This is a genomic window from Pseudomonas anguilliseptica, assembly GCF_021375795.1.
In the GTDB taxonomy this organism is placed as follows: Bacteria; Pseudomonadota; Gammaproteobacteria; order Pseudomonadales; family Pseudomonadaceae; genus Aquipseudomonas; species Aquipseudomonas anguilliseptica_A.
Genome location: NZ_JAEIOI010000001.1, coordinates 77,816 through 102,534, shown reverse-complemented (window position 1 = coordinate 102,534; position 24,719 = coordinate 77,816). Strand labels below are relative to the sequence as shown.

The following is a 24,719-nucleotide window of genomic DNA, read 5'->3' as shown; positions in this document are numbered from 1 at the left end:
TCCTTAAGACTGTATTAGCACTTAGTCGTGCTATCAGGGCCACCCAGGCCACCTTCCAGCTTGCGCCAGAGCAGACGCACCGCCGCCTTGCGCACCAGAGCGCAGCGGTACAGGCGAATTTCCAGCGGCGCCTGCCATTGTTCGTCGCCGCACACTACCAATTCTCCACGGGCCAGCTCGGCGGTCACGCTCAATCTTGGCACCCAGGCCACGCCCATGCCTTGCAGGGCCATGCTTTTCAGGCTGTCGGCCATCGCCGTTTCGTACACCGTGGTCGAGCGCAGGGCACGCTGGCGCAGCAGCAGGTTGACCGAGCGCCCGAGAAAGGCCCCGGCGCTGTAGGCCAGCAGCGGCACGCTCTGGCCACTGGTCAGGTCAAACAACGGCGCACCGCTGTCACCCACCGCACACACCGGGAGCATCTCGGTGCGGCCCAGGTGCAGAGAAGGGAAGATCTCTGGGTCCATCTGCAACGCCGCATCCGGGTCGTAGTAGGCGAGAATCAGGTCACAGGCACCTTCGCGCAGGGCGTGCACCGCTTCGCCGACGTTGGTCGCCACCAGCCGCGTGTTCAGCGGCAGACCTTCACGGCGCAGGCGGGCAATCCATTCGGGGAAGAAACCCAGGGTCAGCGAATGCGCGGCGGCGATCTGCAACACCTCGCCCTGCTGGCCTTCGAGGTTGTGCAGATGGCGCACCACCTCACCCAACTGCTCGACCATGCTCCGTGCGGTGACCAGAAATAGCTGGCCGGATTCAGTCAGCTCGATGGGCGTGCAGGCGCGGTTGACCAAGGTCAGCCCGAGCATGTTCTCCAGGCTGCGAATACGCCGACTGAACGCCGGCTGGGTAACAAAGCGCTTCTGCGCCGCCTGGGAGAAGCTGCGGGTGGCGGCCAGCGTGACAAAGTCTTCCAGCCATTTGCTTTCCAGGTTCATGGATCAGCCCTTGTGCATGCGAACACGTCGGTCGACGTTGAGCGGTCACGCCAACATTATACCGATTATGCATGACCCAGCGCTTAACAGCATTGGCCAGCATCAAGCCACAGCCCCTAATCTACGGGACATCGCGGCATATGCCGTATTTCCTGAGATGACCTTGATCATGTCCGCTGCTGCATCCACTCGCCTCGAAAAAGACCTGCTCGGTACCCTTGAAGTCCCCGCTGATGCCTATTACGGCATCCAGACCCTGCGCGCTGTGCAGAACTTCCGCTTGTCCGGCGTGACGCTGTCGCACTACCCGAAACTGGTGGTCGCCCTGGCCATGGTCAAACAGGCCGCTGCCGACGCCAACCGCGAGCTGGGCCACCTGTCCGCCGCCAAGCACACGGCGATCAGCACCGCCTGCGCGCGCATCATTCAAGGCGAGTTCCACGAGCAGTTCGTGGTCGACATGATTCAGGGCGGCGCCGGCACCTCGACCAATATGAACGCCAACGAGGTGATTGCGAATATTGCCTTGGAGGCCATGGGCTTCGAGAAAGGTGACTACAAGCAGCTGCACCCGAACAACGACGTGAACATGGCGCAGTCGACCAACGACGCCTACCCCACCGCCATCCGCCTCGGCCTGCTGCTCGGCCACGACAGCCTGCTGACCGCGCTGGACAAGCTGATCCAGTCGCTGTCGAAAAAGCACCTGGAATTCAGCCACGTCTTGAAGATGGGTCGCACCCAGCTGCAAGACGCCGTACCGATGACCCTCGGTCAGGAGTTCCGCGCCTTCGCCACCACCCTCGGCGAAGACCTGCAGCACCTCAAACTGCTCGCCCCGACCCTGCTCACCGAAGTCAACCTGGGCGGCACTGCGATTGGCACCGGGATCAACGCCGACCCGCAATACCAGCTGCTGGCGGTCAAGCGCCTGGCGATCATCAGCGGCCACCCGCTGACCCCGGCCGCCGACCTGATCGAAGCCACCTCGGACATGGGCGCCTTTGTGCTGTTCTCCGGCATGCTCAAGCGCACGGCGGTGAAGCTGTCGAAGATCTGCAACGACCTGCGCCTGCTCTCCAGCGGCCCGCGTACCGGGATCAACGAAATCAACCTGCCGGCGCGCCAGCCGGGCAGCTCGATCATGCCGGGCAAGGTCAACCCGGTGATCCCCGAGGCGGTCAACCAGGTGGCCTTCGAAGTGATCGGCAACGACCTGGCGCTGACCATGGCGGCTGAAGGCGGCCAGCTGCAGCTGAACGTGATGGAGCCGCTGATCGCCTACAAGATCTTCGACTCGATCCGCCTGCTGACCCGCGCCATGGATATGCTGCGCGAGCTGTGCATCGACGGCATCACCGCCAACGAAGCGCGCTGCCGCGAGCTGATGGAAAACTCCATCGGCCTGATCACCGCGCTGAACCCCTACATCGGCTACGAGAACGCCACGCGCATCGCCAAAGTAGCGCTGGAAAGCGGACGCGGCGTGCTGGAACTGGTGCGTGAAGAGAAGCTGCTGGGCGACGCCGAACTGGCCGACATCCTACGCCCGGAAAACATGATCGCCCCGCGCCTGGTGCCCCTCAGCCAGTAAGCGAACCCCTGCGTAACAGGAGGCTCCCCCGCCTCCACTCCTCAAGGGATGGCCACGGCCATCCCTTTTTTTGCCTAGCGTTAATGCGCACTCCAGGCCTGACGCAACGCTGCCAACGCCTCATTGATCTGCGCTTCGGGCACTGCGACAAAGCCCAGCACCAGCCCGGCGCGCTGATCTTCAGGCGTGCTGCTGCCTGGCAACCAGTAACTGCTGAGCGCGCTGATCTCCACACCAACCCTTTCGGCGGCGCTGATCAACTCACGCTCGCGGGCCAGGCTGTCGACACGCACACACAGGTGCAGCCCTGCGTCCACCGCCGGCAGCGGCGCACAGCCCGGCACATGTTCAGGCCAACCGGCCAACAGCGCATCACGGCGGCTGCGCGCGGCCGTGCGCATACGGCGGATATGCCGCTGGAAGTGCCCGGCGGCGATAAATTCGGCCATCACCGCCTGGGTGCCGATTTCCGAATGGCGCATATCCAGCGCGCGGCGTTGGGCAAAGGCTTCGGCCAGCGCGGGTGGCAATACCAGGTAACCCAGCCGCAGCGCTGGAAAGGCAATCTTGCAGAAGGTGCCGACATACAGCACCCGCCCCTGGCGGTCGAGCGCCGCCAGGGGTGCCAGCGGCGTGCCGCTGTAGCGGTATTCGCCGTCGTAGTCGTCCTCGATGATCAGGCCGTTATGGCGCTCGGCCCACTCCAGCAGTTGCAGACGCCGCGCCAGCGACAGGGTGACGCCGGTCGGGTACTGGTGCGAGGGCGTGACATAGACCAACCGGCAGTCCTCAAGCTGCGCCAACGCCGGAACATCTAGACCTTCGCCATCCACCGCCACACCGCACAGCTGCGCCCCGGCTATCGCCAGTGCATGGCCGGCAGCGCGGTAGCCAGGGTTCTCCACGGCCACCCGAGCACCAGGGCTGACCAGCAACTGCGCGCACAGGCTGATGGCCTGCTGCGCGCCATTGGTGACGACGATCTGCGCCGGGTCGCAGTGCAGCCCGCGGCTGTTGCGCAGATAGGCGGCAATCAGCTCGCGCAGCTGCCAGTCGCCAGCCGGGTCGCCGTAGCCCAGGCGCGCCGGCGATGGCTTGCGCCAGAAGCGTGCGGACAAGCGCGCCCAGGTCTCGAAGGGAAACAGATCAAAGGCCGGCACACCGACGCGAAACGCCCTTGGCGCGCCGCTCAATGGCGGGTTCAGATGGTGCTTGTGCAACAGCTCCAGCGCCGGGCTCTGCGTGCTGACGAGTGGCTGCGCGGGCGCCGGCCGCTTCGCTGCGTTCAGCTCGGCCACGTAAGTGCCGGCACCGATGCGCCCCTCGATATAGCCCTCGGCGTACAGCTGATCGAAGGCGCGCGTCACGGTATTGCGCGAGATACCCAGCAGGTTCGCCAGATCACGGCTGGCCGGCAGGCGTGTACGACTTTGCAGGCGACCATCGAGGATGCGCTCGCGCAGCGCCTGATACAGCTGACGCGCCAGGCCGCGCTGTGGGTCGAGGTGAATGCCGGACAGATCGACCGGCAGCGGCGCAGCGGAAGGAATGGCCATGCCGATTGGCTCCATAGAAGTCGCAGAAAGTGGATCTTACAACAGGCCAATAGGCGGCCTAGCATGGCTCCATCAGCTCAGGCCCCGTTTCGGAGAAGCAGCCATGTACACGCCCGCCGCCTTTCGCCAGGACGACCTCGCCACGCTGCACCAGCAGATGCGTGCCACGCGCCTGCCGACCTTGGTCAGCCATGGCGCAAACGGCTTGCTCGCCAGCCACCTGCCATTGCTACTGGAAACGGGTGAAGGCCCCTACGGCACGCTGTACGGCCACTTTGCCCGGGCTAACCCGCAGTGGCGCGACCTGGCGCAAGGCAGCGCGGCGCTGGTGATCTTCCAGGGCGCGGAGGCCTATATCAGCCCGTCCTGGTACGCGGTCAAGGCCGAGCACGGCAAGGTGGTGCCGACCTGGAACTACATCAGCGTGCAGGCCCATGGCCACGCGGAAGTGTTCGATGACGCCGAGCGTCTGCTGCAGCTGGTCAGCCGCCTCAGCGATCAGCATGAAGCCAAGCGCCCGCAGCCCTGGGCCGTCAGCGATGCACCGCGCGAGTACATCGACAGCATGTTGCGCGCCATCGTCGGCTTCGCCCTGCCCATCGAACGCCTGGAGGGCAAATGGAAACTCGGGCAGAACCGCAGCCAGGCCGATCAAGACGGTGTGCGCGAGGGTTTGCACGCCAGCCATGAGCCACGCGACCGCGAGCTGGCTGCGCACATCAGTTATTGATCACTAACCCAAGGAAGATCGTTATGAGTATCGAAATCCGCCCCGTCAGCACTGCCGATCACGCCGTCTGGTTGCCGCTGTGGCAGGGCTACCTGCACTTCTACCAGAGCGAGTTGCCCGCCGAGGTCAGCGCCATGACCTGGCAGCGCTTTCTCGACCCGAGCGAGCCCACCCATGCCGCCCTCGCCTGGCGCGATGGCAAGGCCGTAGGGTTGGTGCAGTGGATCTTCCACCGCACTAATTGGTCGGTGGAACACAGCTGCTATCTGCAGGATCTGTTTGTCGACAGTGCACAGCGCGGTGGCGGTATCGGCCGGCTGCTGATTGAGCACGTCTATGCCCAGGCACAGGCGGCCGGCAGCAGCCGCGTGCATTGGCTGACCCAGGAAACCAACTACCCAGGCCGTCAGCTCTACGACCGCATCGCCGAGCGCTCGGGCTTTATCCAATACCGCAAACAGTTCTGAACAGGAGCCGCAGCATGCCCCAGCAACCGCTACGCGACTGGCAGCCCGTGCCCACCCCGGCCCGCCAGGCCTTGAATGGCCAGTATGTGCGTCTCGAACCCCTCGACCCGGCGCGCCATGGCGACGACCTGTGGCAGGCCCTGCAAGGCCCGGACAGTGACCCACGGCTATGGGACTACCTGCCTTACGGCCCCTTAAGCGAACGCGCGGCGTTCGATGCCTGGCTAAGCGGCAACGCCGCCAGCACAGACCCACTGTTCTTCGCTGTGGTCGAGCCAGACAGCGGCCGCGCGCAAGGCCTGCTCAGCTACCTGAATATCGCCGCGCAGCACGGCAGCATCGAGATTGGCCATATCTGCTATGGCCGCGTGATGCAGCGCAGCGTGCAGGCCAGTGAAGTGATCTACCTGCTGGCCCAGCACGCCTTTGCCAACGGCTACCGCCGGCTGGAATGGAAGTGCAACAACGACAACGCGCGTTCCAAGCGCGCGGCCGAGCGCTTCGGCTTCAGCAACGAGGGGCTGTTCCGTCAGCATATGGTGATCAAGAAGCGCAACCGCGACACCGCCTGGTACTCGATTATCGACAGCGAGTGGCCGGCACTTGCCGCCGGCTACGAGCGCTGGCTGGCGGCGGACAATTTCAGTGCCGACGGCCAGCAGAAACAGCGTTTAGAGGACCTGCGATAACAGCACTGCCGCTTATTCGATCTCAAACAAGCCGTTCTTTAGCGGTACGTCAGCCAGACGTTGGCGCACGTCATCGTCGATGCGTGGGTCATCCGGCTGGTACAGGCGCACCTGGCGGTAGGCACTGATGCGGTTGATCTCCGTGCCCAGGTACTCCCAGACCACACGGGTGCAGGCCGGGCTGCGCCGGTCGCCGCTGGAAACGCCGGTTTTCAGGCCATTGAGGCGGGTGATGCGACTCTTGTAGCTGGGGATGAGGATGGTCTGACTCATCTCGTTAAGGGTGAGCGATTCGTAGTCCATCAGAAATAAACGGTCCTGCAACTGGAACGCAGCGCCCAGGTAACGGCAGCGCACCCAGTCCTCGCCCTGCACATCGCTGCTGGCAGAGCGCTCCTGACGCTCCTGGCGCTCGAACAGGAAGTCGCCGTCCTCCTCCCACAGATGCACCAGCGACAGCAGCACGGTGCCTGGCACCGACATGCAGTTGGAGTATTCGAAGTAGTAACCGCAATATCGCGACAGGTTGCCGGCATGGGCGCGCAGCGGCTTGAGCAGCTCCACCAGGGCATCACTGCGCGTGCCCACCACCTGACCGGGCGTGCGCGCGCCGATCAGGTCGGCGAACTGCTCGGCCGGCAGGCTCAGCTCATACGCCTCGACACCGAAGAAATCGCAGATACGCTTGAGGTTGTAGGCCGTCGGCCGGCTCTGCCCGCTCAGGTATTTATTGAACTGGGCACGGTTGATTGCCAGCTTGCGGCACACCTCGGCGATAGACCGGTAATGGCTGCACAACAGCTTTAGATTGAGCCCTAGGTAGTCGGACATGGCGGATTTCCTGGTGATGCGAGCGGCGCGATTCTAGCATCAACTCGCATCAGGTCGCCGCCACCCGCGAAATTGCACGATGCCCGCGTCTGCTCAACCATTCGGCCCCAGCCATATTTCCTTAACAGAACAACAAGAGAGACCTCACTGCCATGCTCGATATTCTCAACGACCTGATCTGGAGCAAGCTCCTGATCGTGATGCTGATCGGCCTTGGTCTGTACTTCACCATCGCCTCGCGTTTCGTCCAGTTCCGCTACTTCAGCAGCATGTTCCGCATCTTCGCCGAAGCCTTCCAGCGCCAGCCTGGCCAGCTCAGCTCGTTTCAGGCGCTGATGCTGTCGGTCGCCGGCCGCGTCGGCGCCGGCAACATCGCCGGTGTGTCGGTGGCGATCATGCTCGGCGGCCCGGGCGCGATCTTCTGGATGTGGGTTGTAGCCCTGGTCGGTATGGCCACCAGCTACTTCGAGTGCTCTCTGGCGCAGCTGTACAAACGCCGTGAAGACGACGGCACCTACCGTGGTGGCCCGGCCTTCTACATCCAGCACGGCCTCGGCCAGCGCTGGTTGGGCATCGTGGTGTCGATCCTGTTGCTGGTGACCTTCGGCTTCGGCTTCAACGCCGTGCAGTCGTTCACCGTAGCCAGTTCGCTGCATGACACCTTTGGCCTGCCCACCATCGCCAGCGGCCTGATCCTCACCGTGGTGATCGGTCTGATCATCTTCGGCGGCATCAAGCGCATCGCCAGCATGGCTGACGTACTGGTGCCAATCATGGCCTTCTCCTACATCGGCATGGCGCTGGTGGTGATCGGCATGAACCTGAACGAAGTGCCGGCGGTGTTCGCCCTGATCGTCAAGAGCGCGTTCGGTCTGGAGCCTGCCTTTGCCGGCGGCATCGGCGCGGCCATCATGATGGGTGTAAAACGCGGCCTGTTCTCCAACGAAGCCGGTCTGGGCAGTGCGCCGAACGTCGCTGCAGTCGCCCAGGTCAAGCACCCGGCGGCGCAGGGCATCGTGCAATCGCTCAGCGTATTTATCGACACCATCCTGGTGTGCACCAGCACCGCACTGATCATCCTGCTCTCGGGTGTGTATCAGCCAGGCAGCGAAATGGCCGGCGTCGTGCTGACCCAGACCGCTCTGGCCGCCGTTGTCGGTGAGTGGGGCCGGGTGTTCGTCAGCATCGCGCTGCTGCTGTTCGTGTTCACCACCCTGATCTACAACTACTACCTCGGCGAAAACGCCCTGGGCTTCTTCAGCAAGAAGCGTGCACCGGTACTGGTCTACCGCGTACTGGTGGTGGCACTGGTACTCTGGGGCTCGGTGCAGGATCTGGGCACGGTGTTCGCCTTCGCCGACGTGACCATGGGCCTGCTGGCCATCTGCAACCTGATTGCCCTGGCGCTGCTGTTCAAGGTTGGCCTGCGCCTGATGCGCGATTACGACAGCCAGATCAAGGCCGGTGTAGAGTCGCCCGTGTTTGACGCGAAGAACTTCGCCGACCTGGACCTCGACCCAGCAGCCTGGCCAAATGCGGCGCAAAACGCCCCGGCCAGCCATGCAGAAGTCAGCAACAGCGTGCACCAGCGCTAAGTCGCGACAACTGCTATGACAAACAGGGGGCTTGGCCCCCTGTTTTCTTATAAGAACAATGAAAGTACGGAGACCCCTGATGGGTTGTAGCAATCTTCTGGTGCTCTACACCGGTGGCACCATCGGCATGCAGATGAGCGCGGCCGGCCTGGCCCCCGCATCCGGCTTCGAGGCACGCCTGCGTGCCCAGCAGGCGCTGGAAACGCGCCAGCTACCCGAGTGGACCTTCCGCGAGCTGCTGCCGCCGATCGACAGCGCCAATATGAACCAGAGCAACTGGCTGGCGATGGTCGCAGCGATTCGCAGCGGTATCGAGCAGGACGGTTGCGATGGCGTGCTGCTGCTGCACGGCACCGACACCCTGGCCTACAGCGCTGCCGCCCTGAGCTTTCTGCTGCTCGGGCTTGGCGTACCGGTGGTACTCAGCGGCTCGATGCTGCCGGCAGGCGCCGAGGGCAGCGATGCCTGGGGCAACCTGTTCGGTGCCATGCATGCGCTGCAGGCAGGCATATCGCTTGGCGTGCATCTGTATTTCAACGGCGAGCTGCTGCATGGCGCGCGGGTCAGCAAGCTGCGCAGTGATGCCTTCGACGCCTTCCAGGTGCTGCCGCGCCAGCGCCAAAGTGCCCGCGCCGAGAGCATTCCGGCGAGTATCGACTACCGCCAAGCGCGTCAGCCGGTGAATCTGGCCGTACTGCCGTTCTACCCTGGCATCCAGGCCCGCCACCTGCGCGCCCTGCTGGACAGTGGCATACAAGGGCTGCTGCTGGAATGCTATGGCAGCGGCACCGGGCCGGCGGATGACGCCGAACTGCTCGGCGTGCTTAAGGCCGCCCATGAGCGCGGCGTGGTGCTGACAGCGATCAGCCAGTGCCCGCACGGCCATGTCGAATTCGGCGTGTACGCGGCCGGCAGCCAACTGGCCAGCACCGGCCTGGTTTCTGCCGGTGGCATGACCCGCGAAGCGGCGCTGGGCAAACTGTTCGCCCTGCTCGGCGCGGGTCTGAGCCAGGCCGAGGTGGAACACTGGTTTGCCCTGGATGTCTGTGGTGAACGTGCCAATTGAAGCGTGGGCCCTTACGGCTAGGCTGTAAGGGTTTTATCCAGCCAAGGAGGTAGTCGCTATGCCCGTCCGCATCCCCGTCGAAATCCGCCCGGTAACGACCGCCGACCACGCCGCCTGGCTGCCCTTGTGGCAAGGCTATCAGCGCTTCTACATGACCGAGATAGCCGCCACGACCAGCGACATCACCTGGCAACGCTTTCTCGATCCAGCCGAGCCGATGCACGCCGCGCTGGCCTGGCATGACGGCCAGGCGATTGGCCTGGTGCACTGGATCTACCACCGCTCGACCTGGACCACCGGCGATTACTGCTACCTGCAGGACCTGTTTATCGCCAAGGACATCCGCAGCAGCGGCGCCGGCCGTCAGCTGATCGAACACGTCTACCGTGAAGCCCAGGCTCATGGCTGTTCTCGCACCTACTGGCTGACCCATGAGAGCAACAGCAAAGCCATGTTGCTGTATGAGCGCATCGCCGAGCGCTCGGGCTTCGTCCAGTACCGCAAGCTGTTCTGAGAGCCTGTTTATGATCTGCTGCGCGTCGGCCCTGCTGCGTTAAAAACAGGCTCTTCGCCCGCTGACCTTCTGGTCAGAAATTCCGCCCGACGGGCTTGTCGCAGGCAGCTTACGGCGTTATCTTCTGCGCCACGCCCGGCCATCTGCGCCGGCCGCGCACCTGGATCAGCAGACAGGGTAAACACTGAGCTGGCTAACCTGAACCCACCTTCAGAGGAGCCAACTCAATGGCTGCTACACGTATCTGGATCAAGAACCCCCTCGCCATCTTCACTGCCAATACTCTCGACGCCGCCGGCGGCCTGGTGATTGAAGACGGTGTAATCGTCGAGCTGCTCAAGGCCGGCCAACAGCCGAGCCAACCCTGCAACCGCACCTTCGATGCCCGTGAGCATGTGGTGCTGCCGGGCCTGATCAACACCCACCACCACTTCTATCAAACCCTCACCCGCGCCTGGGGCCCGGTGGTCAACCAGCCGCTGTTCCCCTGGCTGAAAACCCTCTACCCGGTGTGGGCCCGCCTGACCCCCGAGAAACTCGCCCTGGCCAGTAAAGTGGCCCTGGCCGAACTGCTGCTGTCCGGTTGCAGCACGGCGGCGGATCACCATTACCTGTTCCCCGGTGGTCTGGAAAACGCCATCGACGTGCAGGTTGAAGCCGTGCGCGAACTGGGCATGCGCGCCATGCTCACCCGGGGTTCGATGAGCCTGGGCGAAGCCGATGGCGGCCTGCCGCCGCAGCAGACGGTGCAGGAGGGTGAAGTGATCCTGGCCGACAGCCAACGCCTGATCCACGACTACCACCAGCGCGGCGACGGCGCGCAGATCCAGATCGCCCTCGCGCCCTGCTCACCGTTCTCGGTGACCCAGGAAATCATGCGCCAGAGCGCCGAGCTGGCCGAGGAGCTGGACGTGCGCCTGCACACCCACCTGGCGGAAACCCTCGACGAAGAAGATTTCTGCCTGCAACGCTTCGGCCTGCGCACCGTGGATTATCTGGACAGCGTCGGCTGGCTCGGTCCACGCACCTGGCTGGCCCACGGCATCCACTTCAACCCGGATGAAATCGCCCGCCTGGGTGCAGCCGGCACCGGCATCTGCCATTGCCCAAGCTCGAACATGCGCCTGGCCTCCGGCATCTGCCCGACCCTCGACCTGGAAGCTGCGGGCGCGCCAATCGGCATCGGTGTAGACGGCTCGGCCTCCAACGACGGCTCGAACATGATCCTCGAGGCGCGTCAGGCCCTGTATATCCAGCGCCTGCGCTACGGTGCCGAGAAAATCACCCCGGAACTGGCCCTCGGCTGGGCCAGCAAAGGCTCGGCCAAGCTGCTGGGGCGCACAGATATCGGCGAACTGGCCGTGGGCAAGCAAGCCGACCTGGCCTTCTTCAAGCTCGACGAGCTGCGTTTCTCCGGCAGCCACGACCCGATTTCCGCGCTGCTGCTGTGCGGTGCCGACAAGGCCGACCGGATGATGATCGGTGGCCAGTGGCGAGTCATCGACGGACAGATCGAAGGTCTGGATGTAGCCAAGCTGATCGCCGATCACCGCCAGGCGGCCAAAGAGCTGATTGCCGGGTGATAGCGGGCCAGGCAGCTGATCGGGCCAACCCCGCAACGGCTGGACAGGGCCACAGACGGCTGCTTAGTTGAGTGTTCAGGCCGCCGCTAACGGCGACGGCCTGATCCACCGCCCTGCCTGGAGCCACAGCATGAACAGACTGCCCAGCCTTTTCGCCCTGTTAACCGTCAGCGGCATGACCCATGCCGCCAACCTGCCGGCCTTCGAGGTCACCTGCCCAACCGACCTCAGCGTACGCGCCGAGGCCGGTGGCCCGGTGTATATCAACGACAAAAAGATCGTCCTGCACAAGCTCAGCGAGCAATTCTTCGAGGCCAAGGGCGAGGGAGTAACCCTGTCCATCAGCCTGAATGCTGCAGGCGCGCCAACGGTGTCCTACACCGGTAAGCAGGGCGCCAATGGCATCTGCGAAAAAACCGAGAAAGCACCGCAGCAAGAGGCACCGGCACCTGATGAATCAGCCGAGCCAATGGCCGATTGATCCATCATAGCCGCGATAGGCGCGGCACCGTCAGAACACCGACCAGCCAATCCGCTCGCTCAGCAGCTCCAGGGCCTTGATCCCGGCCAGGGAGTTGCCAGCAGCGTTCAACTCCGGCGACCACACGCACACGCTGAAACGCCCCGGCACCACGGCGACGATACCGCCGCCAACCCCGCTCTTGCCCGGCAAGCCGACGCGGTAGGCGAAGTTGCCCGCCTCGTCATACAGGCCGCTGGTGGCCATGATCGCGTTGACCTGCTTGCTCTGCCGCGCACTGAGAATCTGCTGGCCGCTGTGCTTGCAGAAGCCATCGTTGGCCAGAAAGCAGAAGGCCCGTGCCAGGTCGACGCAGCTCATCCGCAGCGCGCAGTAGCTGAAATAGCTGCGCAAAACCGCCTCGACATCGTTGTGGAAATTGCCGAAGGACTGCATCAGGTAAGCCGCAGCCGCATTGCGCGCGCGGTGCTGGTATTCCGACTCAGCCACGCGTCGATCCACCAGCACCTCGGGGTTGCCGGCCAGGCGCCGCACGAAGTCGCGCATCGACAGCACCGGCGCGGCAAAGCGCGACTGATTGATGTCGCAGATCACCAGGGCACCGGCATTGATAAACGGATTGCGCGGCTTGCCGCGCTCGAACTCCAGCTGCACCAGCGAGTTGAACGGCTGGCCGGACGGCTCATGGCCGAGACGCTGCCAGATCGCCTCGCCGGAATGCTCGATGGCCTGCACCAGACTGAACACCTTGGAAATGCTCTGCACCGAGAACGGCGTATGCGCATCACCGGCGCAGGACAGTTCGCCGTCATTGCTGTACACCGCAATGCCCAACTGGTTGGCCGGCACATCGGCCAGCGCCGGGATGTAATCGGCCACCTTGCCCTGGCCGATCAGCGGACGGACTTGCTCCAGAATTTCATTCAACAGCGCTTGCATGCTCAGGCTCGCCACAAGGTCCGAGCGCGCCTCGGACGATGGCAGATAGACGCTTGCCTGGCGGCGCTAATCACACGCCTAGAACTTTTCCGCGCGCAGCACTTCCACCTGGGCCAGGTAGCAGACCATGGCGTAGTTGGCGTAGTAGCGCGCCTGCAGATGGCCTGCGATGCGCTCGGCGACATCGCGGGTGCAGATGATCTCCACGCGGATATTGCCTTCGGTGTCCCAGCCGGCGCTGCGCACGCCGCGGCCGCCGCGGCCACGGGCATCGGAGATGGTCCAGCCCGGCGCGCCGAGCTGTTCCAGGTCAGCCACCAACTTTTTCTCCAGCGCCGCTTCGCAAATCACGGTAAGCAGGGTGCGGATATGCGCGTCCATCTAGAGCCCCCAGGCGATCAGCTGTTCGGCCAGCATCAGGTACAACGGGATGCCGACGATGATATTGAAGGGAAAGGTGATGCCCAGCGACGCCGTCAGCGACAGCGACGGGTTGGCCTCGGGCAAGGCCAGACGTAAAGCCGCCGGCACGGCGATATAAGACGCCGACGCCGCCAGCGTGGCCAACACCGCGGTGCCGCCCAGGCTCAGACCCAGGAAACGGCCCAGCAGCGCGCCGATCAACGCACCGCACAACGGCATCAGCAGGGCAAAGCCGAGCAGGCGCAAGCCGAACTGCCTGAGCGAGCCCAGCTGGCCGGAGGCGATCAGGCCCATTTCCAGCAGGAACAGCGCCAGCACCGGTTTGAACATGCTGGTGTAGAACGGCTCCAGCGGTTTGATCGCCTCCTTGCCGGCAATCGCACCGATGATCAGGCCGCCGAGCAGCAGCATGATGCTCTTGCCGAGAAAGATTTCCCGGCCCAGCTCGCCCCAGTCGGTTTCACGGGCAATGCCCTTGGCCAGCAGGATGCCGACCAGAATCGCCGGGATTTCCAGGATGGCGACAAACAGTGGCATGTAGCTCTCGAACTCGATGCCCTTGGCCAGCATATAAGCCACCACCACGGCGAAGGTCCCGGCGCTGACCGAACCGTAGTGCGCGGCCACTGCGGCGGCGTTAACCCGGTCAAGGCCCAGACCACGCAGCACGGCAAAGGCCAGCAATGGCAACGTCACCCCCAGACCCAGCACCCAGGCCGCCTGGCCAAGCAACTGCCAGCTGGCTTGTTCGGCCAGCTCCACGCCGCCGTGCAGACCAATCGCCAGCAGCAGAATAATCGACAACGTTTCATACAACGCGGGCGGCAGCTTCAACTCGCTTTTCAGCAACCCGGCCAACAGGCCGAAGACAAAGAACAGCACCACCGGATCCAGGCTCACCGCGCATTGCTCCTGTATTGAACTGCCATTAAGACGCCTGCCGCGTCACCACCTGCTCGAATAAAAGGTCATGCCCCCACCACGCGTTGTGCTGATACCCGCAGTTTTGCCCAGTCTCCTGCTGAGAACAGCAGGCCCCTGCGCAGCGGGGCATAACCGAAAAAAAGGAGCCGTAAGGCTCCTGGGGGACTCAGGCACTGGGCCTAAAAACCCATGCTGGCGCGACGACTGAGCCGCGCCGGCGGTGTAAAAAGAAGCCCCAAAAAAAGCCGTTCAAATGCCTGTTCAAACAGCCGGGGCTTCCGAGGTTAACCTTCGATTTCCACCAGTACGTCACCCGGGTTGACCCGGTCGCCCTTGACCACATGCACCGCCGTCACGGTGCCGGCAATCGGCGCCTGCACTTCGGTTTCCATTTTCATCGCTTCGCTGATCAGCACGGCCTGACCGGCTTTAACCGTGTCGCCGACCTTGACCAGCACATCAACGATGTTGCCCGGCATGCTGGTGCTGACATCACCTGGCGCGCTGGCCTGCTTGCGCTTGCCTGAGCTCCCCGCGACGAAATCATTCAGCGGCTCGAACACCACCTCTTCCGGCATGCCGTCGATGGACAGGTAGAAGTGGCGCTTGCCATCGCTCTTCACGCCCACGCCGGTGATGTCGACGCGGTAGCTTTCGCCATGCACGTCCACCACAAACTCGGTCGGCACGCCTTCACCACCGGCCGGGGCCACGCCGCCGGCTTCGGGAATGGGCAGCAGCACTTCCGGGGTCAAGGTGCCGGCAGCGCGTTCTTCAAGGAACTTGCGGCCGATATCCGGGAACATGGCGTAGGTCAGCACGTCCTCTTCGGACTTGGCCAGGGCACCGATTTCCTCACGCAGCTTGGCCATTTCCGGCTTGAGCAGATCGGCCGGGCGCACTTCGATGACTTCTTCGCTGCCAATCGCCTGCTTGCGCAGCTGCTCATTGACCTTGCCCGGCGCGGTGCCGTAACGGCCCTGCAGGTAAAGCTTCACTTCGTTGGTGATGGTCTTGTAGCGCTCGCCAGCGAGTACGTTGAACACCGCCTGGGTGCCGACAATCTGCGAGGTCGGGGTCACCAGCGGCGGGAAACCGAGGTCTTCGCGCACCCGTGGGATTTCTGCAAACACCTCATTGATGCGGTGCAAAGCGCCCTGCTCTTTGAGCTGGTTGGCCAGGTTGGACATCATCCCGCCTGGCACCTGATTGACCTGCACGCGGGTGTCCACGGCAGTGAACTCACTTTCGAACTGGTGGTACTTCTTGCGCACGGCATGGAAGTACAGGCCGATCTCCTGAATCAGCGCCAGATCCAGGCCGGTGTCGTAGGGGCTGCCCTTGAGCGCCGCGACCATCGACTCGGTGCCGGGGTGGCTGGTGCCCCAAGCGAAGCTGGAGATGGCGGTGTCGATATGGTCGGCACCGGCCTCGATCGCCTTGAGCTGGCACATCGAGCCCATGCCAGCGGTGTCGTGGCTGTGGATAAACACCGGCAGATCCACTTCCGCTTTCAATGCCTTGACCAGTTCAGCCGTGGCGTACGGCGTCAGCAGGCCAGCCATGTCCTTGATCGCGATGGAGTCGATGCCCATGGCCTGCATGGCCTTGGCCTGCTTCACGAACGCCTCGACGGTGTGCACCGGGCTGGTGGTGTAGCTGAGGGTGCCCTGAGCATGCTTGCCGGCGGCTTTCACAGCCTCGATGGACACCCGCAGGTTACGCACGTCGTTCATCGCATCGAAGATGCGGAACACGTCGATGCCATTGACCGCCGCCTTGGCCACGAAAGCGCGCACCACATCGTCGCTGTAGTGGCGGTAGCCAAGCAGGTTCTGCCCGCGCAGGAGCATTTGCAGACGAGTGTTGGGCAGACCGGCCTTGAGTTTGCGCAGACGCTCCCACGGGTCTTCCTTGAGGAAGCGTACACAGGCGTCGAAGGTCGCGCCGCCCCAGACTTCCAGCGACCAGTAGCCAACCTGATCGAGCTTGGCGCAGATCGGCAACATGTCGTCCAGGCGCATGCGCGTGGCGATGATCGACTGATGGGCATCGCGCAGGATGGTATCGGTGACGGTAATTTTTTTACTCATGATCTGATTCCTTCCCCTACAGGCCGGCGTGGGCAGCAATGGCGGTGGCGATGGCGATGGCCAGGTGCGACGGGTTGCGCTTGATCGAGTACTCGGTCAGCTCCGGGTGCGCCTCGACGAAACTGGTGTTGAACTGGCCGCTGCGAAACTCCGGGTTGCGCAGGATTTCCTGGTAGTAGGCAGCGGTGGTCTTCACCCCCTGCACACGCATGTCATCCAGGGCCCGCAGGCCACGGGCCAGGGCTTCTTCCCAGGTCAGCGCCCAGACGATCAGCTTCAGGCACATGGAGTCGTAATACGGCGGAATGGTGTAACCGGTGTAGATCGCCGTGTCGGTGCGCACGCCGGGGCCGCCGGGGGCGTAGTAACGGGTGATCTTGCCGAAGCTGGGGAGGAAGTTGTTCTTCGGGTCTTCGGCGTTGATGCGGAACTGCAGGGCAAAGCCGCGGTGGATGATGTCATCCTGCTTGATCGACAGCTCCAGGCCCGAGGCGATACGAATCTGCTCGCGGACAATATCGATGCCGGTGATTTCTTCGGTGATGGTGTGCTCCACCTGCACCCGGGTGTTCATCTCCATGAAGTACACCTCGCCCTCGGCGAGCAGGAACTCCACAGTGCCGGCGTTCTCATAACCCACGGCTTTGGCCGCACGCACGGCCAGGTCGCCGATATAGGCGCGCTGCTCGGGGGTCAGCTGCGGGCTGGGGGCAATTTCGATGAGCTTCTGGTTACGCCGCTGGATCGAGCAGTCGCGCTCATACAGGTGCACGGTGTTGCCGAAGCTGTCGGCGAGGATCTGCGCCTCGATGTGCTTGGGGTTGACGATGCATTTTTCCAGGAACACTTCCGCGCTGCCAAAGGCCTTGGTCGCCTCGGAGATTACCCGCGGGTAGGCTGCTTCCAGCTCGGCGCGCGAGTTGCAGCGACGGATACCACGACCGCCGCCACCGCTGGTGGCCTTGAGCATCACCGGGTAACCGATGCGGTCGCCCTCGCGCAGCGCTTCAGCCAGGTCGGCAACGTTGCCTTCAGTGCCAGGGGTAACCGGTACACCGGCCTTGATCATGCTGCGCCGGGCTTCGGTCTTGTCGCCCATGCGGCGGATGACCTCAGCGCTCGGGCCGATAAATTTGATCCCGCGTTCGGCGCAGATTTCCGCCAGCTCAGCGTTTTCCGAAAGGAAGCCATAACCGGGGTGCAGTGCATCGCAACCGGTTTCCACCGCCAGATTGACCAGCTTGCGCGGGTTCAGATAACCGGCCAGCGGCTCTTCACCGATGCTGTGAGCTTCATCCGCACGCTTGACGTGCAGTGCCTGCCGGTCGGCATCGGAATACACCGCCACCGAGCGGATGCCCATTTCGGCACAGGCCCGCACAATGCGTACGGCAATCTCACCGCGGTTGGCTATCAGGATTTTCTTGATCACGAGCCAGCATCCTCGATCACGTGAACAGGCAACCGGAAAAAACGGTCGACGTGTGACCGCAGCAGCACGAGCGGTCATGCATTTAAGCTACGCCGGCTTAGCGATTAACCAAAATCAATATTTATTGGGTTTAGTATTAGCTAAGACTTATAGTTAAACCTCAGAAGCCCAGCCATAGAGGTCATAAACGTGCGTAAGTCATTGATGCGCATGACACTTCGTCAGCTTCAGGTGTTCCGCTCGGTGTGCACCAACCTCTCTTACAGCCGAGCGGCCGAGGAAATGGCACTGACCCAGCCCGCTGTCAGCCTGCAGATTCGCCAACTCGAAGAGCTGCTCGGCCAACCGCTGTTCGATTACGTCGGCAAGAAGCTTTACCTGACCGAAGCCGCCGAAGCCTTGCAGCTGGCCAGCGCGGATATTTTCGGCCGCCTGGAAAGCCTCGACATGCAACTGGCCGACCTGCAAGGCTCACTGCAAGGGCAACTTGCGCTGGCGGTGGAGTCCAGCGTGAAGTACTTCATACCCCACCTGTTCGCCGCCTTTCGCCGCGAATACCCGGAAGTCAACTTGCAGCTGGTGGTGACCAACCACAACCAGGCAGTCAAGCGCCTGAACGCCAACCGCGATGACCTGCTGATCATGTCGCGGGTGCCCACCGACATGAACCTGGAGTTTTTGCCCTTCCTTAATAACCCGATCATCGCCGTCGCCCCACCCGACCACCCGCTGTGTCAGCACACCCAGCTGAACCTGCAGGACCTCACGGCCTTTCCACTGCTGACTCGCGAGCCCGGCTCCGGCACGCGCCAGGCCTGCGAGGAATATTTCCACCTCAAACGGGCACACTTTGCCCACAGCCTGGAAGTCGGCTCACTGGAAAGTCAGCGTGAAGGGGTGCTCGCTGGCCTCGGCGTGGCGCTGCTGCCACGTCACGCCGTGCGCCGCGAGCTGGACCTCGGCGTGTTGCGCGAACTGCCGGTGGCTGAACTACCGCTGCTGCGCAGCTGGTGCCTGGTTCACCCACGGGGCAAATACCTGTCGCCGGTGGCCCAGGCGTTCTTTGCCTTCGTGCGCGATCAACGCAGCCTGATCAACGCCCTCGCTGAGCGCTTTGCGGCGCCAGCGCCTGCTTGCCCGCCAGGTAGTTGAGCGCAATCAGTTCTGGGTAATCGGCCAGCTGTTGCTGCAACTGACGCTGTTCGGCGTAGCTTTCTATGGCGCGGCGGTATTCCATGCGCCGCTGGTCGAGCAGCTTGCGCCGGGTTTTGCTGTCGGTGCTTTCATGCGACTGCGCGTGATCCAGATAGCCAGACATAGGGGCAACTCCCAGGCTGAATAAGGGAGTACCAGCTTCGGCTGCCTAGATGACGCTTTGATGGCCGGACAATAACGCGACGATGAAATCAGTCGTCGCTGTTCTTGTGCGCCTTGGGCGACAGACGCAGGCTGCGCAGACTGCGCTTGACGCTCTTGAGGTGGTTGACCAGCCCCGGGCCACGGGCCATGGCCACGCCCATGGCGAGCACGTCGATCACCACCAGATGAGCGATGCGCGAGGTCAGCGGGGTGTATATCTCGGTGTCTTCCTGCACGTCGATGGCCAGGTTGACTGTGGCCAGATCTGCCAGCGGGGTCTGGCTGGGGCACAGGGTGATCAGCGTTGCGCCGGCCTCACGCACCAGATTGGCGGTGATCAGCAGGTCCTTGGAGCGCCCGGACTGCGAGATGCAGATGGCCACATCGGTGGGCTTCAGGGTCACCGCGCTCATCGCCTGCATGTGCGGGTCGGAATAGGCCGCCGCCGTCAGCAGCAACCGGAAAAATTTGTGCTGGGCATCCGCCGCCACCGCACCGGACGCACCAAAGCCATAGAACTCCACGCGCTGGGCATTGGCGATGGCGGCGATGGCCTGTTGCAGAGCCTGGGTGTCGAGCTTCTCGCGCACCTCGATCAGGGTATGCAGGGTGGTATCGAAAATCTTCAGGCTGAAGTCCGCCACCGAATCGTCTTCATGAATGGCGAACTGGCCAAAGCTGGCACCGGCCGCCAGACTTTGCGCCAGCTTGAGCTTGAGGTCCTGAAAACCGCTGCAGCCAATCGCCCGGCAGAAACGCACGATAGTCGGCTCACTGATGCCGACGCTGTGGGCCAGTTCGGCCATGGAGCTGTGCATCACCGAGGCCGGATCGAGCAGAACGTGATCCGCCACCTTCAGTTCGGACTTGCGTAACAGGGGGCGCGACTGGGCAATGTGCTGCAACAGGTTCACAGGTTTAGGCTCGACATTTGGCTAACGAATCCATCAAGCACGCCGCATTCACAAGCATGACTCGGTTATGATCGGCGCACGACGGGTTGTAGTGACCTTGTAGTTATACTACATGGCCGCCGCCCCCGCACGACCAAACAGAGTCGGAGTTCCCACCTTGAGCATTCCCTGCGACATGCTGGTGTTTGGCGGCACCGGCGACCTGGCCCTGCATAAACTGCTGCCAGCGCTCTACCACCTGCATCGCGCCGGTCGTCTGCATGACGACACGCGCATCCTCGCCCTGGCCCGCAGCAACTTGGCCCGCAGCGCCTTTCAAGCCCTGGCCGAACGCCACTGCCGCGCCCAGGTAGCGCGCAGCGACTTTGCCAACGACACCTGGGCCAGCTTCGCCGCGCGCCTCGACTACTTCGCCATGGACGCCAGCCAGAGCGCCGACTTCGGCCGCCTGGGCAAACGCCTGGGCGACGACCCCGAGCGCGTGCGCATCTATTACTTGGCCACTGCGCCAGATCTGTTCGAAGACATCGCCTCGCACCTGAAGATCGCCAGCCTGGCCGGCCCCAAGGCGCGCATCGTGCTGGAAAAGCCGATTGGTCACTCCCTGGAGTCGGCCCAGGCGATCAATGCCGCCATCGGTGCGGTGTTCGATGAGTCGCGGGTGTTCCGCATCGACCACTACCTGGGCAAGGAAACCGTGCAGAACCTGATGGCGCTGCGCTTTGCCAACGCCCTGTTCGAACCGGTGTGGCGCGCCGGGCATATCGACCACGTGCAGATCAGCGTGTGCGAAACCCTCGGCGTGGAAAACCGCGGCGCCTACTACGAAAAAGCCGGGGCCATGCGCGACATGATCCAGAACCACCTGCTGCAGTTGCTCTGCCTGGTGGCAATGGAAGCGCCGGTGCGCTTCGATGCCGAGGCCGTGCGTAACGAGAAGGTGAAAATCCTCGAAACGCTCAAGCCCATTACCGGCCTGGATGTGCAGGACAAGACCGTGCGCGGCCAGTACGCCGCCGGCAAGATAGGCGGCCAGGAAGTGCCGGCCTACTACTTCGAAAAGAACGTGGACAACGACAGCGATACGGAAACCTTTGTCGCCGTGCAGGCCGAGATCGACAACTGGCGCTGGGCCGGCGTGCCGTTCTACCTGCGCACCGGCAAGCGCCTGGCGCGCAAGACTTCGGAAATCCTCATCCAGTTCAAGCCGGTGCCACACCAGCTGTTCGGCGGCGGCGAAGCCAACCGCCTGCTGATCCGTCTACAGCCGGAAGAGCGCATCAGCCTGCAACTGATGGGCAAAAGCCCCGGCAAGGGTATGCACCTGCAACCGGTGGAACTCGACCTCAACCTGGCGGACGCCTTCCACAAACAGCGCCGCTGGGATGCCTACGAACGCCTGTTGCTGGATGTAATTGAGGGCGATTCGACGCTGTTTATGCGCCGCGATGAGGTGGAAGCCGCCTGGAACTGGGTCGACCCGATCATCAAGGGCTGGCACCAGCACTACCAGAGCCCACGCCCCTACCCGGCCGGCAGCGATGGCCCGGAGCAGGCCGGTAACCTGCTGGAGCGCCACGAACGGCAGTGGATGGAGTAGCCCGGCGGCTAGGCCAGCTGTTTTTCAAACAACTCCAACACCGCCTCCGGCAACTGCTTGCGCAGGCCCTCGCCGCTGATCAACAGCAGCAGCGGCAGCAGTTGCCGCAACGTGCTCGGCTGCAAGCCAGCACAGACGTCAGCCTGCCGCGCCAATGACAGGCCACCAAGTACCTGCGCGGCCACCGGCAGGTTGCGGTCGGCCACCGCCGCTTCGGTGAGCTTGCACAAATAACCGGTGGAGAAACTGCGCAGGCTCTCGCTGATCAGCGGCATGTCGACGATATGCCGGGCGATCTGCAGCACATGGTCAACATCGTTGATGCCGTAGATCAGCACCTTGATCTGCTTGGCCGACAGGCACTCGGCATAGCGCGCTGCCGTGGCAAAAGCACCGTCGGCGCAGAGCTGGCGAGCCACCTCCAGGTGCAGGCTGTCTGGCAGGCTCAGGTAGGTGTCGAGAATCAGCCGTGGATCGAGGTGCACCGTCACCGCTGCGGCAAACTCGATGGGCATGGCCATGATCAGCTCGCGCAATTGCCCGGGCGGCATATGCGGCGCCAGCAACGCGGCCTTCTCGGCCCCCAGTTGCTGGACCAGGCCCAGCTTGACGCTTAACGGGGCCATGGCCTGGGACGCCAACAGCAGGCGCAGGCCGACACTCAGGCTCGCGGGTTTGGGCATACGCAACCTCCATTCAATCCATGCAGATCGTCAGGATTGCGCGCCGCGCGGGCAAAGGCAGCCATCTTTGATTGGGTTAGACGCTCAGCACCGGCACATCCAGCAAGCGCTGCCCGGCGGTTGGGAACAGAGGAAACGCCAACGGCCCGATCCGGCCGCCCCAACTATCAAAAGTCAGTTGCTGTACTGGTAGATGATCGAGTCGAACGCGCCTGATTTGTAGCCCCGCTCCAGACACTGATTGAACTGCTGCACAAACCAGCGCATTTTCAGGCTGATGGAAATGCCCAGGTACTTGCTGTCTGTTTTGAACGCAACCGGCAAGGTAACGAAGGTCGCGCCCTGCAGGTCCGGATTGTCGCGAACAAGACGCTGCAGATCGACGCTGGAGCCCAGCAGTATCGCGTCGATACGCTCGCGCATCAGCATGGCCAGGCCGTTGCGGGTGTCGTTGAAGCCGACAATGGTCAGCGTGCCATCGGCCACCGCCGCATCAAAAACATTGCCATAGCTGGCGCCAATGCTGGCGCCAATCAACTTGTCGCGCAGGTCTGTCACCTGCTGGAAGGGAAATTCACGGCCCTGCTTGACCACCAGCACGATACGCTCGGTAAAGATCGGCTCGGAAAAATCGAACAGGGTCAGGCGCTCGTCACTCATCGACAGGCCGATCACCCCGCCCTCGCCACGCTGGGCCATGGTATAGGCACGCATCCAGGGCATCAGGCGGATGCGGTAGGGTACCTGCATTTCATTCAGGCATTGGCGGCTGATATCCACCACGATGCCTTTGGCCTCACCATTTTCCTCGTAATACTTGGGGAAACCATCATGCGCGCCGAAGACCATAAAGGCATCGGCCTGAGCCGCCTGGCTCGTCGGCAATGCCATCAGCAGAAGCAGGCTCAGCGCGCGCGCAACAGACATGGCAGTCACCCCAGGCAGAACAAGCAAGCCTGTTCCACTCTAGCAGGCGGTTACTTCAACTGCCCGTAGCGCCGGAAGTACGACAGCACCACCAGCAGCGCCAGCACACCGAGACTGCCTGCCCCGACAAACAGCGCCTGATAGCCCAGCCACGTGGCCAACAATCCGCTGGTCGCACCCACCAGCCCCGCCAACAGCAGTTGCACGCTGGCCTGCAGGGTAAAGTCCGCGCCCTCATGTTCGGGGCGGCACTGACGCATCATCACGGCAAACAGCGCCACCGTGGACATGCCATCGGCGGTTTGCTCGAACAACGCCACCAGATACACCAGGCCGATGCTGCCGCCGGCATTGACCAGCACTGCCATGGCCGCAATGCCGCTGGCCTGCAACAGACCAAACAGCAACAACGCCCGCAGCGCACCAATGCGCGCATACAACAAGCCGCCCAGTAACGCCCCGCCGATTCCGGCCAGGCTGCTGATCAGGGTCAGCTGGCCCAGCTCGGCATTGCTCCAACCCTGGTCCACCAGCATCGGCTTGATCATCGGCGAGCCCAGCGCATCGCCCAGCTTGAAGCTCAGCAGCACCGCCAACCAGAGCAACATGCCGGGCTGCATCAGCAACCCCCGGTAATGCCGCAGCAACAACCCCGGCCCTGCGGGTTCGGCCTGGGCCGGCTGGAATGGCAGCTCACGCCGTTCATTGAAGCGCCAGATCGGCAGCGTCATCAGCACCAGCAGTCCCGCCACCAGCGCCAGGCTGAGGTGCCAGCCCAGGGCATCCATGGCCAACAACAGGCCGCTGCCGCTGACCAGCATGCCGACCTTGTAGCCACCCACCTGCAAGCTGTTGCCCAGGCCGCGCCAACGCTCCGGCAGCAGGCGCACGACCAGGCCATCGGTGGCAATGTCCTGGGTCGAAGCCGCCAGGTTGACCAGCAGCAACAGGCCGATCAGCAACAGGAAATGGCTGTCGAACAGACGCTCGGGATTCATCAGCGCCAAGGCGGCGACTACCCCGGTAACACCCATCTGCAACGGCAGAATCCAACCACGGTGGTGGCCCAGACGCGGTGATGCCAGGCGATCCACCCAGGGTGCCCAGAGCACTTTCAGCAGCCAGGGCAGTGCGAGCAGTTTAAGCAGGCCAATCAGCGCCAGATCGACACCATGCTGGCGCAACAATACCGGCAGCGAATGGGCCAGCAACCCGGAGGGCAGACCCTGGGCACAGTACAGCGAGGCCAGCAGGATCAGCGTGGCATTGCCTGGACGTTGGGCGGAAGGCGACATCGCGAGTTCTCACAGCGAACAGGCGGCGACAGTAGCGGCTGAGCAGGCACTTGGACAAGTGCGACAACGGCCAGTTCTCGCGCAGA

The 24,719-nt window shown here is 63.2% G+C and carries 24 protein-coding genes; 11 read left to right on the top strand and 13 right to left on the bottom strand.

Annotated features, from left to right (window positions below):
- Positions 1 to 14 precede the first annotated feature (14 nt).
- Positions 15 to 938: a LysR substrate-binding domain-containing protein gene (locus IOD17_RS00490; protein WP_233683167.1), complete on the bottom strand. Its 924-nt coding sequence runs from the start codon at positions 936 to 938 to the stop codon at positions 15 to 17.
- A gap of 169 nt (positions 939 to 1,107) precedes the next feature.
- Here IOD17_RS00490 and IOD17_RS00485 point away from each other — a divergent pair, with 169 nt between their 5' ends.
- Positions 1,108 to 2,532 (top strand): aspartate ammonia-lyase, encoded by a 1,425-nt coding sequence (locus tag IOD17_RS00485; RefSeq protein WP_233683166.1) that lies wholly within the window; start codon positions 1,108 to 1,110, stop codon positions 2,530 to 2,532.
- A gap of 80 nt (positions 2,533 to 2,612) precedes the next feature.
- On the opposite strand, the gene IOD17_RS00480 is transcribed toward IOD17_RS00485, so the two are convergent.
- Positions 2,613 to 4,088 (bottom strand): PLP-dependent aminotransferase family protein, encoded by a 1,476-nt coding sequence (locus IOD17_RS00480; protein WP_267925122.1) that lies wholly within the window; start codon positions 4,086 to 4,088, stop codon positions 2,613 to 2,615.
- Positions 4,089 to 4,191: 103 nt separating this feature from the next.
- Here IOD17_RS00480 and IOD17_RS00475 point away from each other — a divergent pair, with 103 nt between their 5' ends.
- Genes IOD17_RS00475 through IOD17_RS00465 form a run of 3 tightly spaced genes read left to right on the top strand, consistent with a single transcriptional unit; the run spans position 4,192 to position 5,974 of the window.
- On the top strand, positions 4,192 to 4,818 hold the full coding sequence (locus IOD17_RS00475) for an FMN-binding negative transcriptional regulator (RefSeq protein ID WP_233683165.1): 627 nt from the start codon (positions 4,192 to 4,194) through the stop codon (positions 4,816 to 4,818).
- A gap of 23 nt (positions 4,819 to 4,841) precedes the next feature.
- On the top strand, positions 4,842 to 5,285 hold the full coding sequence (locus IOD17_RS00470) for a GNAT family N-acetyltransferase (protein WP_233683164.1): 444 nt from the start codon (positions 4,842 to 4,844) through the stop codon (positions 5,283 to 5,285).
- 14 nt (positions 5,286 to 5,299) lie between these two features.
- Complete coding sequence (locus IOD17_RS00465; RefSeq protein ID WP_233683163.1) at positions 5,300 to 5,974, top strand: GNAT family N-acetyltransferase; 675 nt, start codon at positions 5,300 to 5,302, stop codon at positions 5,972 to 5,974.
- Positions 5,975 to 5,986: 12 nt separating this feature from the next.
- Here IOD17_RS00465 and IOD17_RS00460 read toward each other — a convergent pair whose 3' ends face one another.
- Positions 5,987 to 6,805 (bottom strand): helix-turn-helix domain-containing protein, encoded by an 819-nt coding sequence (locus IOD17_RS00460; RefSeq protein ID WP_233683162.1) that lies wholly within the window; start codon positions 6,803 to 6,805, stop codon positions 5,987 to 5,989.
- A gap of 152 nt (positions 6,806 to 6,957) precedes the next feature.
- Here IOD17_RS00460 and IOD17_RS00455 point away from each other — a divergent pair, with 152 nt between their 5' ends.
- From IOD17_RS00455 to IOD17_RS00435, 5 genes are all read left to right on the top strand, one after another.
- Entirely contained in the window at positions 6,958 to 8,400 is a 1,443-nt protein-coding gene (locus tag IOD17_RS00455) for an alanine/glycine:cation symporter family protein (RefSeq protein ID WP_233683161.1), read from the top strand.
- 79 nt (positions 8,401 to 8,479) lie between these two features.
- Complete coding sequence (locus tag IOD17_RS00450) at positions 8,480 to 9,466, top strand: asparaginase (protein WP_233683160.1); 987 nt, start codon at positions 8,480 to 8,482, stop codon at positions 9,464 to 9,466.
- A gap of 58 nt (positions 9,467 to 9,524) precedes the next feature.
- Positions 9,525 to 9,980, top strand: a complete 456-nt coding sequence (locus tag IOD17_RS00445) for a GNAT family N-acetyltransferase (RefSeq protein WP_233683159.1) — start codon at positions 9,525 to 9,527, stop codon at positions 9,978 to 9,980.
- 227 nt (positions 9,981 to 10,207) lie between these two features.
- Entirely contained in the window at positions 10,208 to 11,563 is a 1,356-nt protein-coding gene (locus IOD17_RS00440; protein ID WP_233683158.1) for an 8-oxoguanine deaminase, read from the top strand.
- Between the two features lie 130 nt (positions 11,564 to 11,693).
- Positions 11,694 to 12,044 (top strand): hypothetical protein, encoded by a 351-nt coding sequence (locus IOD17_RS00435; protein ID WP_233683157.1) that lies wholly within the window; start codon positions 11,694 to 11,696, stop codon positions 12,042 to 12,044.
- Between the two features lie 30 nt (positions 12,045 to 12,074).
- Here the strand turns inward: IOD17_RS00435 and glsB are convergent, their stop codons facing one another.
- The 5 genes from glsB to IOD17_RS00410 form a co-directional block, all read right to left on the bottom strand.
- Positions 12,075 to 12,983: a glutaminase B gene (gene glsB, locus IOD17_RS00430; protein ID WP_233683156.1), complete on the bottom strand. Its 909-nt coding sequence runs from the start codon at positions 12,981 to 12,983 to the stop codon at positions 12,075 to 12,077.
- Between the two features lie 78 nt (positions 12,984 to 13,061).
- Positions 13,062 to 13,364, bottom strand: coding sequence for a DUF3240 family protein (locus tag IOD17_RS00425; RefSeq protein WP_233683155.1), 303 nt, complete (start codon positions 13,362 to 13,364; stop codon positions 13,062 to 13,064).
- The gene (locus IOD17_RS00420) at positions 13,365 to 14,306 is read right to left on the bottom strand and encodes a sodium-dependent bicarbonate transport family permease (RefSeq protein WP_233683154.1); all 942 of its coding nucleotides are present in this window, start codon (positions 14,304 to 14,306) and stop codon (positions 13,365 to 13,367) included. It lies immediately after the preceding gene.
- 308 nt (positions 14,307 to 14,614) lie between these two features.
- On the bottom strand, positions 14,615 to 16,423 hold the full coding sequence (gene oadA, locus IOD17_RS00415) for a sodium-extruding oxaloacetate decarboxylase subunit alpha (protein WP_233683153.1): 1,809 nt from the start codon (positions 16,421 to 16,423) through the stop codon (positions 14,615 to 14,617).
- A gap of 16 nt (positions 16,424 to 16,439) precedes the next feature.
- On the bottom strand, positions 16,440 to 17,855 hold the full coding sequence (locus tag IOD17_RS00410; protein ID WP_233683152.1) for an acetyl-CoA carboxylase biotin carboxylase subunit: 1,416 nt from the start codon (positions 17,853 to 17,855) through the stop codon (positions 16,440 to 16,442).
- Positions 17,856 to 18,044: 189 nt separating this feature from the next.
- Between IOD17_RS00410 and IOD17_RS00405 the strand changes: the two genes are divergently transcribed.
- Positions 18,045 to 19,007, top strand: coding sequence for a LysR family transcriptional regulator (locus tag IOD17_RS00405; RefSeq protein WP_325175653.1), 963 nt, complete (start codon positions 18,045 to 18,047; stop codon positions 19,005 to 19,007).
- Here IOD17_RS00405 and IOD17_RS00400 read toward each other — a convergent pair.
- A complete protein-coding gene (locus IOD17_RS00400) occupies positions 18,949 to 19,173 on the bottom strand; it encodes a PA3496 family putative envelope integrity protein (RefSeq protein ID WP_233683151.1) in 225 nt (74 codons plus the stop codon). The two genes, IOD17_RS00405 and IOD17_RS00400, sit on opposite strands and share 59 nt — an antisense overlap.
- A gap of 88 nt (positions 19,174 to 19,261) precedes the next feature.
- A complete protein-coding gene (gene hexR / locus IOD17_RS00395; protein WP_233683150.1) occupies positions 19,262 to 20,128 on the bottom strand; it encodes a transcriptional regulator HexR in 867 nt (288 codons plus the stop codon).
- A 112-nt stretch (positions 20,129 to 20,240) separates the two neighbouring features.
- Between hexR and zwf the strand changes: the two genes are divergently transcribed.
- A complete protein-coding gene (gene zwf / locus IOD17_RS00390; protein ID WP_233683149.1) occupies positions 20,241 to 21,728 on the top strand; it encodes a glucose-6-phosphate dehydrogenase in 1,488 nt (495 codons plus the stop codon).
- 8 nt (positions 21,729 to 21,736) lie between these two features.
- On the opposite strand, the gene IOD17_RS00385 is transcribed toward zwf, so the two are convergent.
- The 3 genes from IOD17_RS00385 to IOD17_RS00375 all read right to left on the bottom strand — a co-directional run bounded on the left by IOD17_RS00385 (position 21,737) and on the right by IOD17_RS00375 (position 24,633).
- Positions 21,737 to 22,411 carry a hypothetical protein gene (locus IOD17_RS00385; protein ID WP_233683148.1) on the bottom strand — a complete coding sequence of 225 codons (675 nt, stop codon included), beginning with the start codon at positions 22,409 to 22,411 and terminating at the stop codon, positions 21,737 to 21,739.
- Positions 22,412 to 22,585: 174 nt separating this feature from the next.
- Complete coding sequence (locus IOD17_RS00380) at positions 22,586 to 23,338, bottom strand: substrate-binding periplasmic protein (RefSeq protein WP_233683147.1); 753 nt, start codon at positions 23,336 to 23,338, stop codon at positions 22,586 to 22,588.
- Between the two features lie 50 nt (positions 23,339 to 23,388).
- Positions 23,389 to 24,633 carry an MFS transporter gene (locus IOD17_RS00375; RefSeq protein ID WP_233683146.1) on the bottom strand — a complete coding sequence of 415 codons (1,245 nt, stop codon included), beginning with the start codon at positions 24,631 to 24,633 and terminating at the stop codon, positions 23,389 to 23,391.
- Positions 24,634 to 24,719: the final 86 nt, after the last annotated feature.

What these genes read in the sequence shown, in the direction of transcription:
- IOD17_RS00490 (WP_233683167.1), bottom strand. Translation starts at nt 938, where the DNA reads ATGAACCTGGAAAGCAAATGGCTGGAAGACTTTGTCACGCTGGCCGCC.
- IOD17_RS00485 (WP_233683166.1), top strand. Translation starts at nt 1,108, where the DNA reads ATGTCCGCTGCTGCATCCACTCGCCTCGAAAAAGACCTGCTCGGTACC.
- IOD17_RS00480 (WP_267925122.1), bottom strand. Translation starts at nt 4,088, where the DNA reads ATGGCCATTCCTTCCGCTGCGCCGCTGCCGGTCGATCTGTCCGGCATT.
- IOD17_RS00475 (WP_233683165.1), top strand. Translation starts at nt 4,192, where the DNA reads ATGTACACGCCCGCCGCCTTTCGCCAGGACGACCTCGCCACGCTGCAC.
- IOD17_RS00470 (WP_233683164.1), top strand. Translation starts at nt 4,842, where the DNA reads ATGAGTATCGAAATCCGCCCCGTCAGCACTGCCGATCACGCCGTCTGG.
- IOD17_RS00465 (WP_233683163.1), top strand. Translation starts at nt 5,300, where the DNA reads ATGCCCCAGCAACCGCTACGCGACTGGCAGCCCGTGCCCACCCCGGCC.
- IOD17_RS00460 (WP_233683162.1), bottom strand. Translation starts at nt 6,805, where the DNA reads ATGTCCGACTACCTAGGGCTCAATCTAAAGCTGTTGTGCAGCCATTAC.
- IOD17_RS00455 (WP_233683161.1), top strand. Translation starts at nt 6,958, where the DNA reads ATGCTCGATATTCTCAACGACCTGATCTGGAGCAAGCTCCTGATCGTG.
- IOD17_RS00450 (WP_233683160.1), top strand. Translation starts at nt 8,480, where the DNA reads ATGGGTTGTAGCAATCTTCTGGTGCTCTACACCGGTGGCACCATCGGC.
- IOD17_RS00445 (WP_233683159.1), top strand. Translation starts at nt 9,525, where the DNA reads ATGCCCGTCCGCATCCCCGTCGAAATCCGCCCGGTAACGACCGCCGAC.
- IOD17_RS00440 (WP_233683158.1), top strand. Translation starts at nt 10,208, where the DNA reads ATGGCTGCTACACGTATCTGGATCAAGAACCCCCTCGCCATCTTCACT.
- IOD17_RS00435 (WP_233683157.1), top strand. Translation starts at nt 11,694, where the DNA reads ATGAACAGACTGCCCAGCCTTTTCGCCCTGTTAACCGTCAGCGGCATG.
- glsB (WP_233683156.1), bottom strand. Translation starts at nt 12,983, where the DNA reads ATGCAAGCGCTGTTGAATGAAATTCTGGAGCAAGTCCGTCCGCTGATC.
- IOD17_RS00425 (WP_233683155.1), bottom strand. Translation starts at nt 13,364, where the DNA reads ATGGACGCGCATATCCGCACCCTGCTTACCGTGATTTGCGAAGCGGCG.
- oadA (WP_233683153.1), bottom strand. Translation starts at nt 16,423, where the DNA reads ATGAGTAAAAAAATTACCGTCACCGATACCATCCTGCGCGATGCCCAT.
- IOD17_RS00400 (WP_233683151.1), bottom strand. Translation starts at nt 19,173, where the DNA reads ATGTCTGGCTATCTGGATCACGCGCAGTCGCATGAAAGCACCGACAGC.
- zwf (WP_233683149.1), top strand. Translation starts at nt 20,241, where the DNA reads ATGGCCGCCGCCCCCGCACGACCAAACAGAGTCGGAGTTCCCACCTTG.
- IOD17_RS00385 (WP_233683148.1), bottom strand. Translation starts at nt 22,411, where the DNA reads ATGCCCAAACCCGCGAGCCTGAGTGTCGGCCTGCGCCTGCTGTTGGCG.
- IOD17_RS00380 (WP_233683147.1), bottom strand. Translation starts at nt 23,338, where the DNA reads ATGTCTGTTGCGCGCGCGCTGAGCCTGCTTCTGCTGATGGCATTGCCG.
- IOD17_RS00375 (WP_233683146.1), bottom strand. Translation starts at nt 24,633, where the DNA reads ATGTCGCCTTCCGCCCAACGTCCAGGCAATGCCACGCTGATCCTGCTG.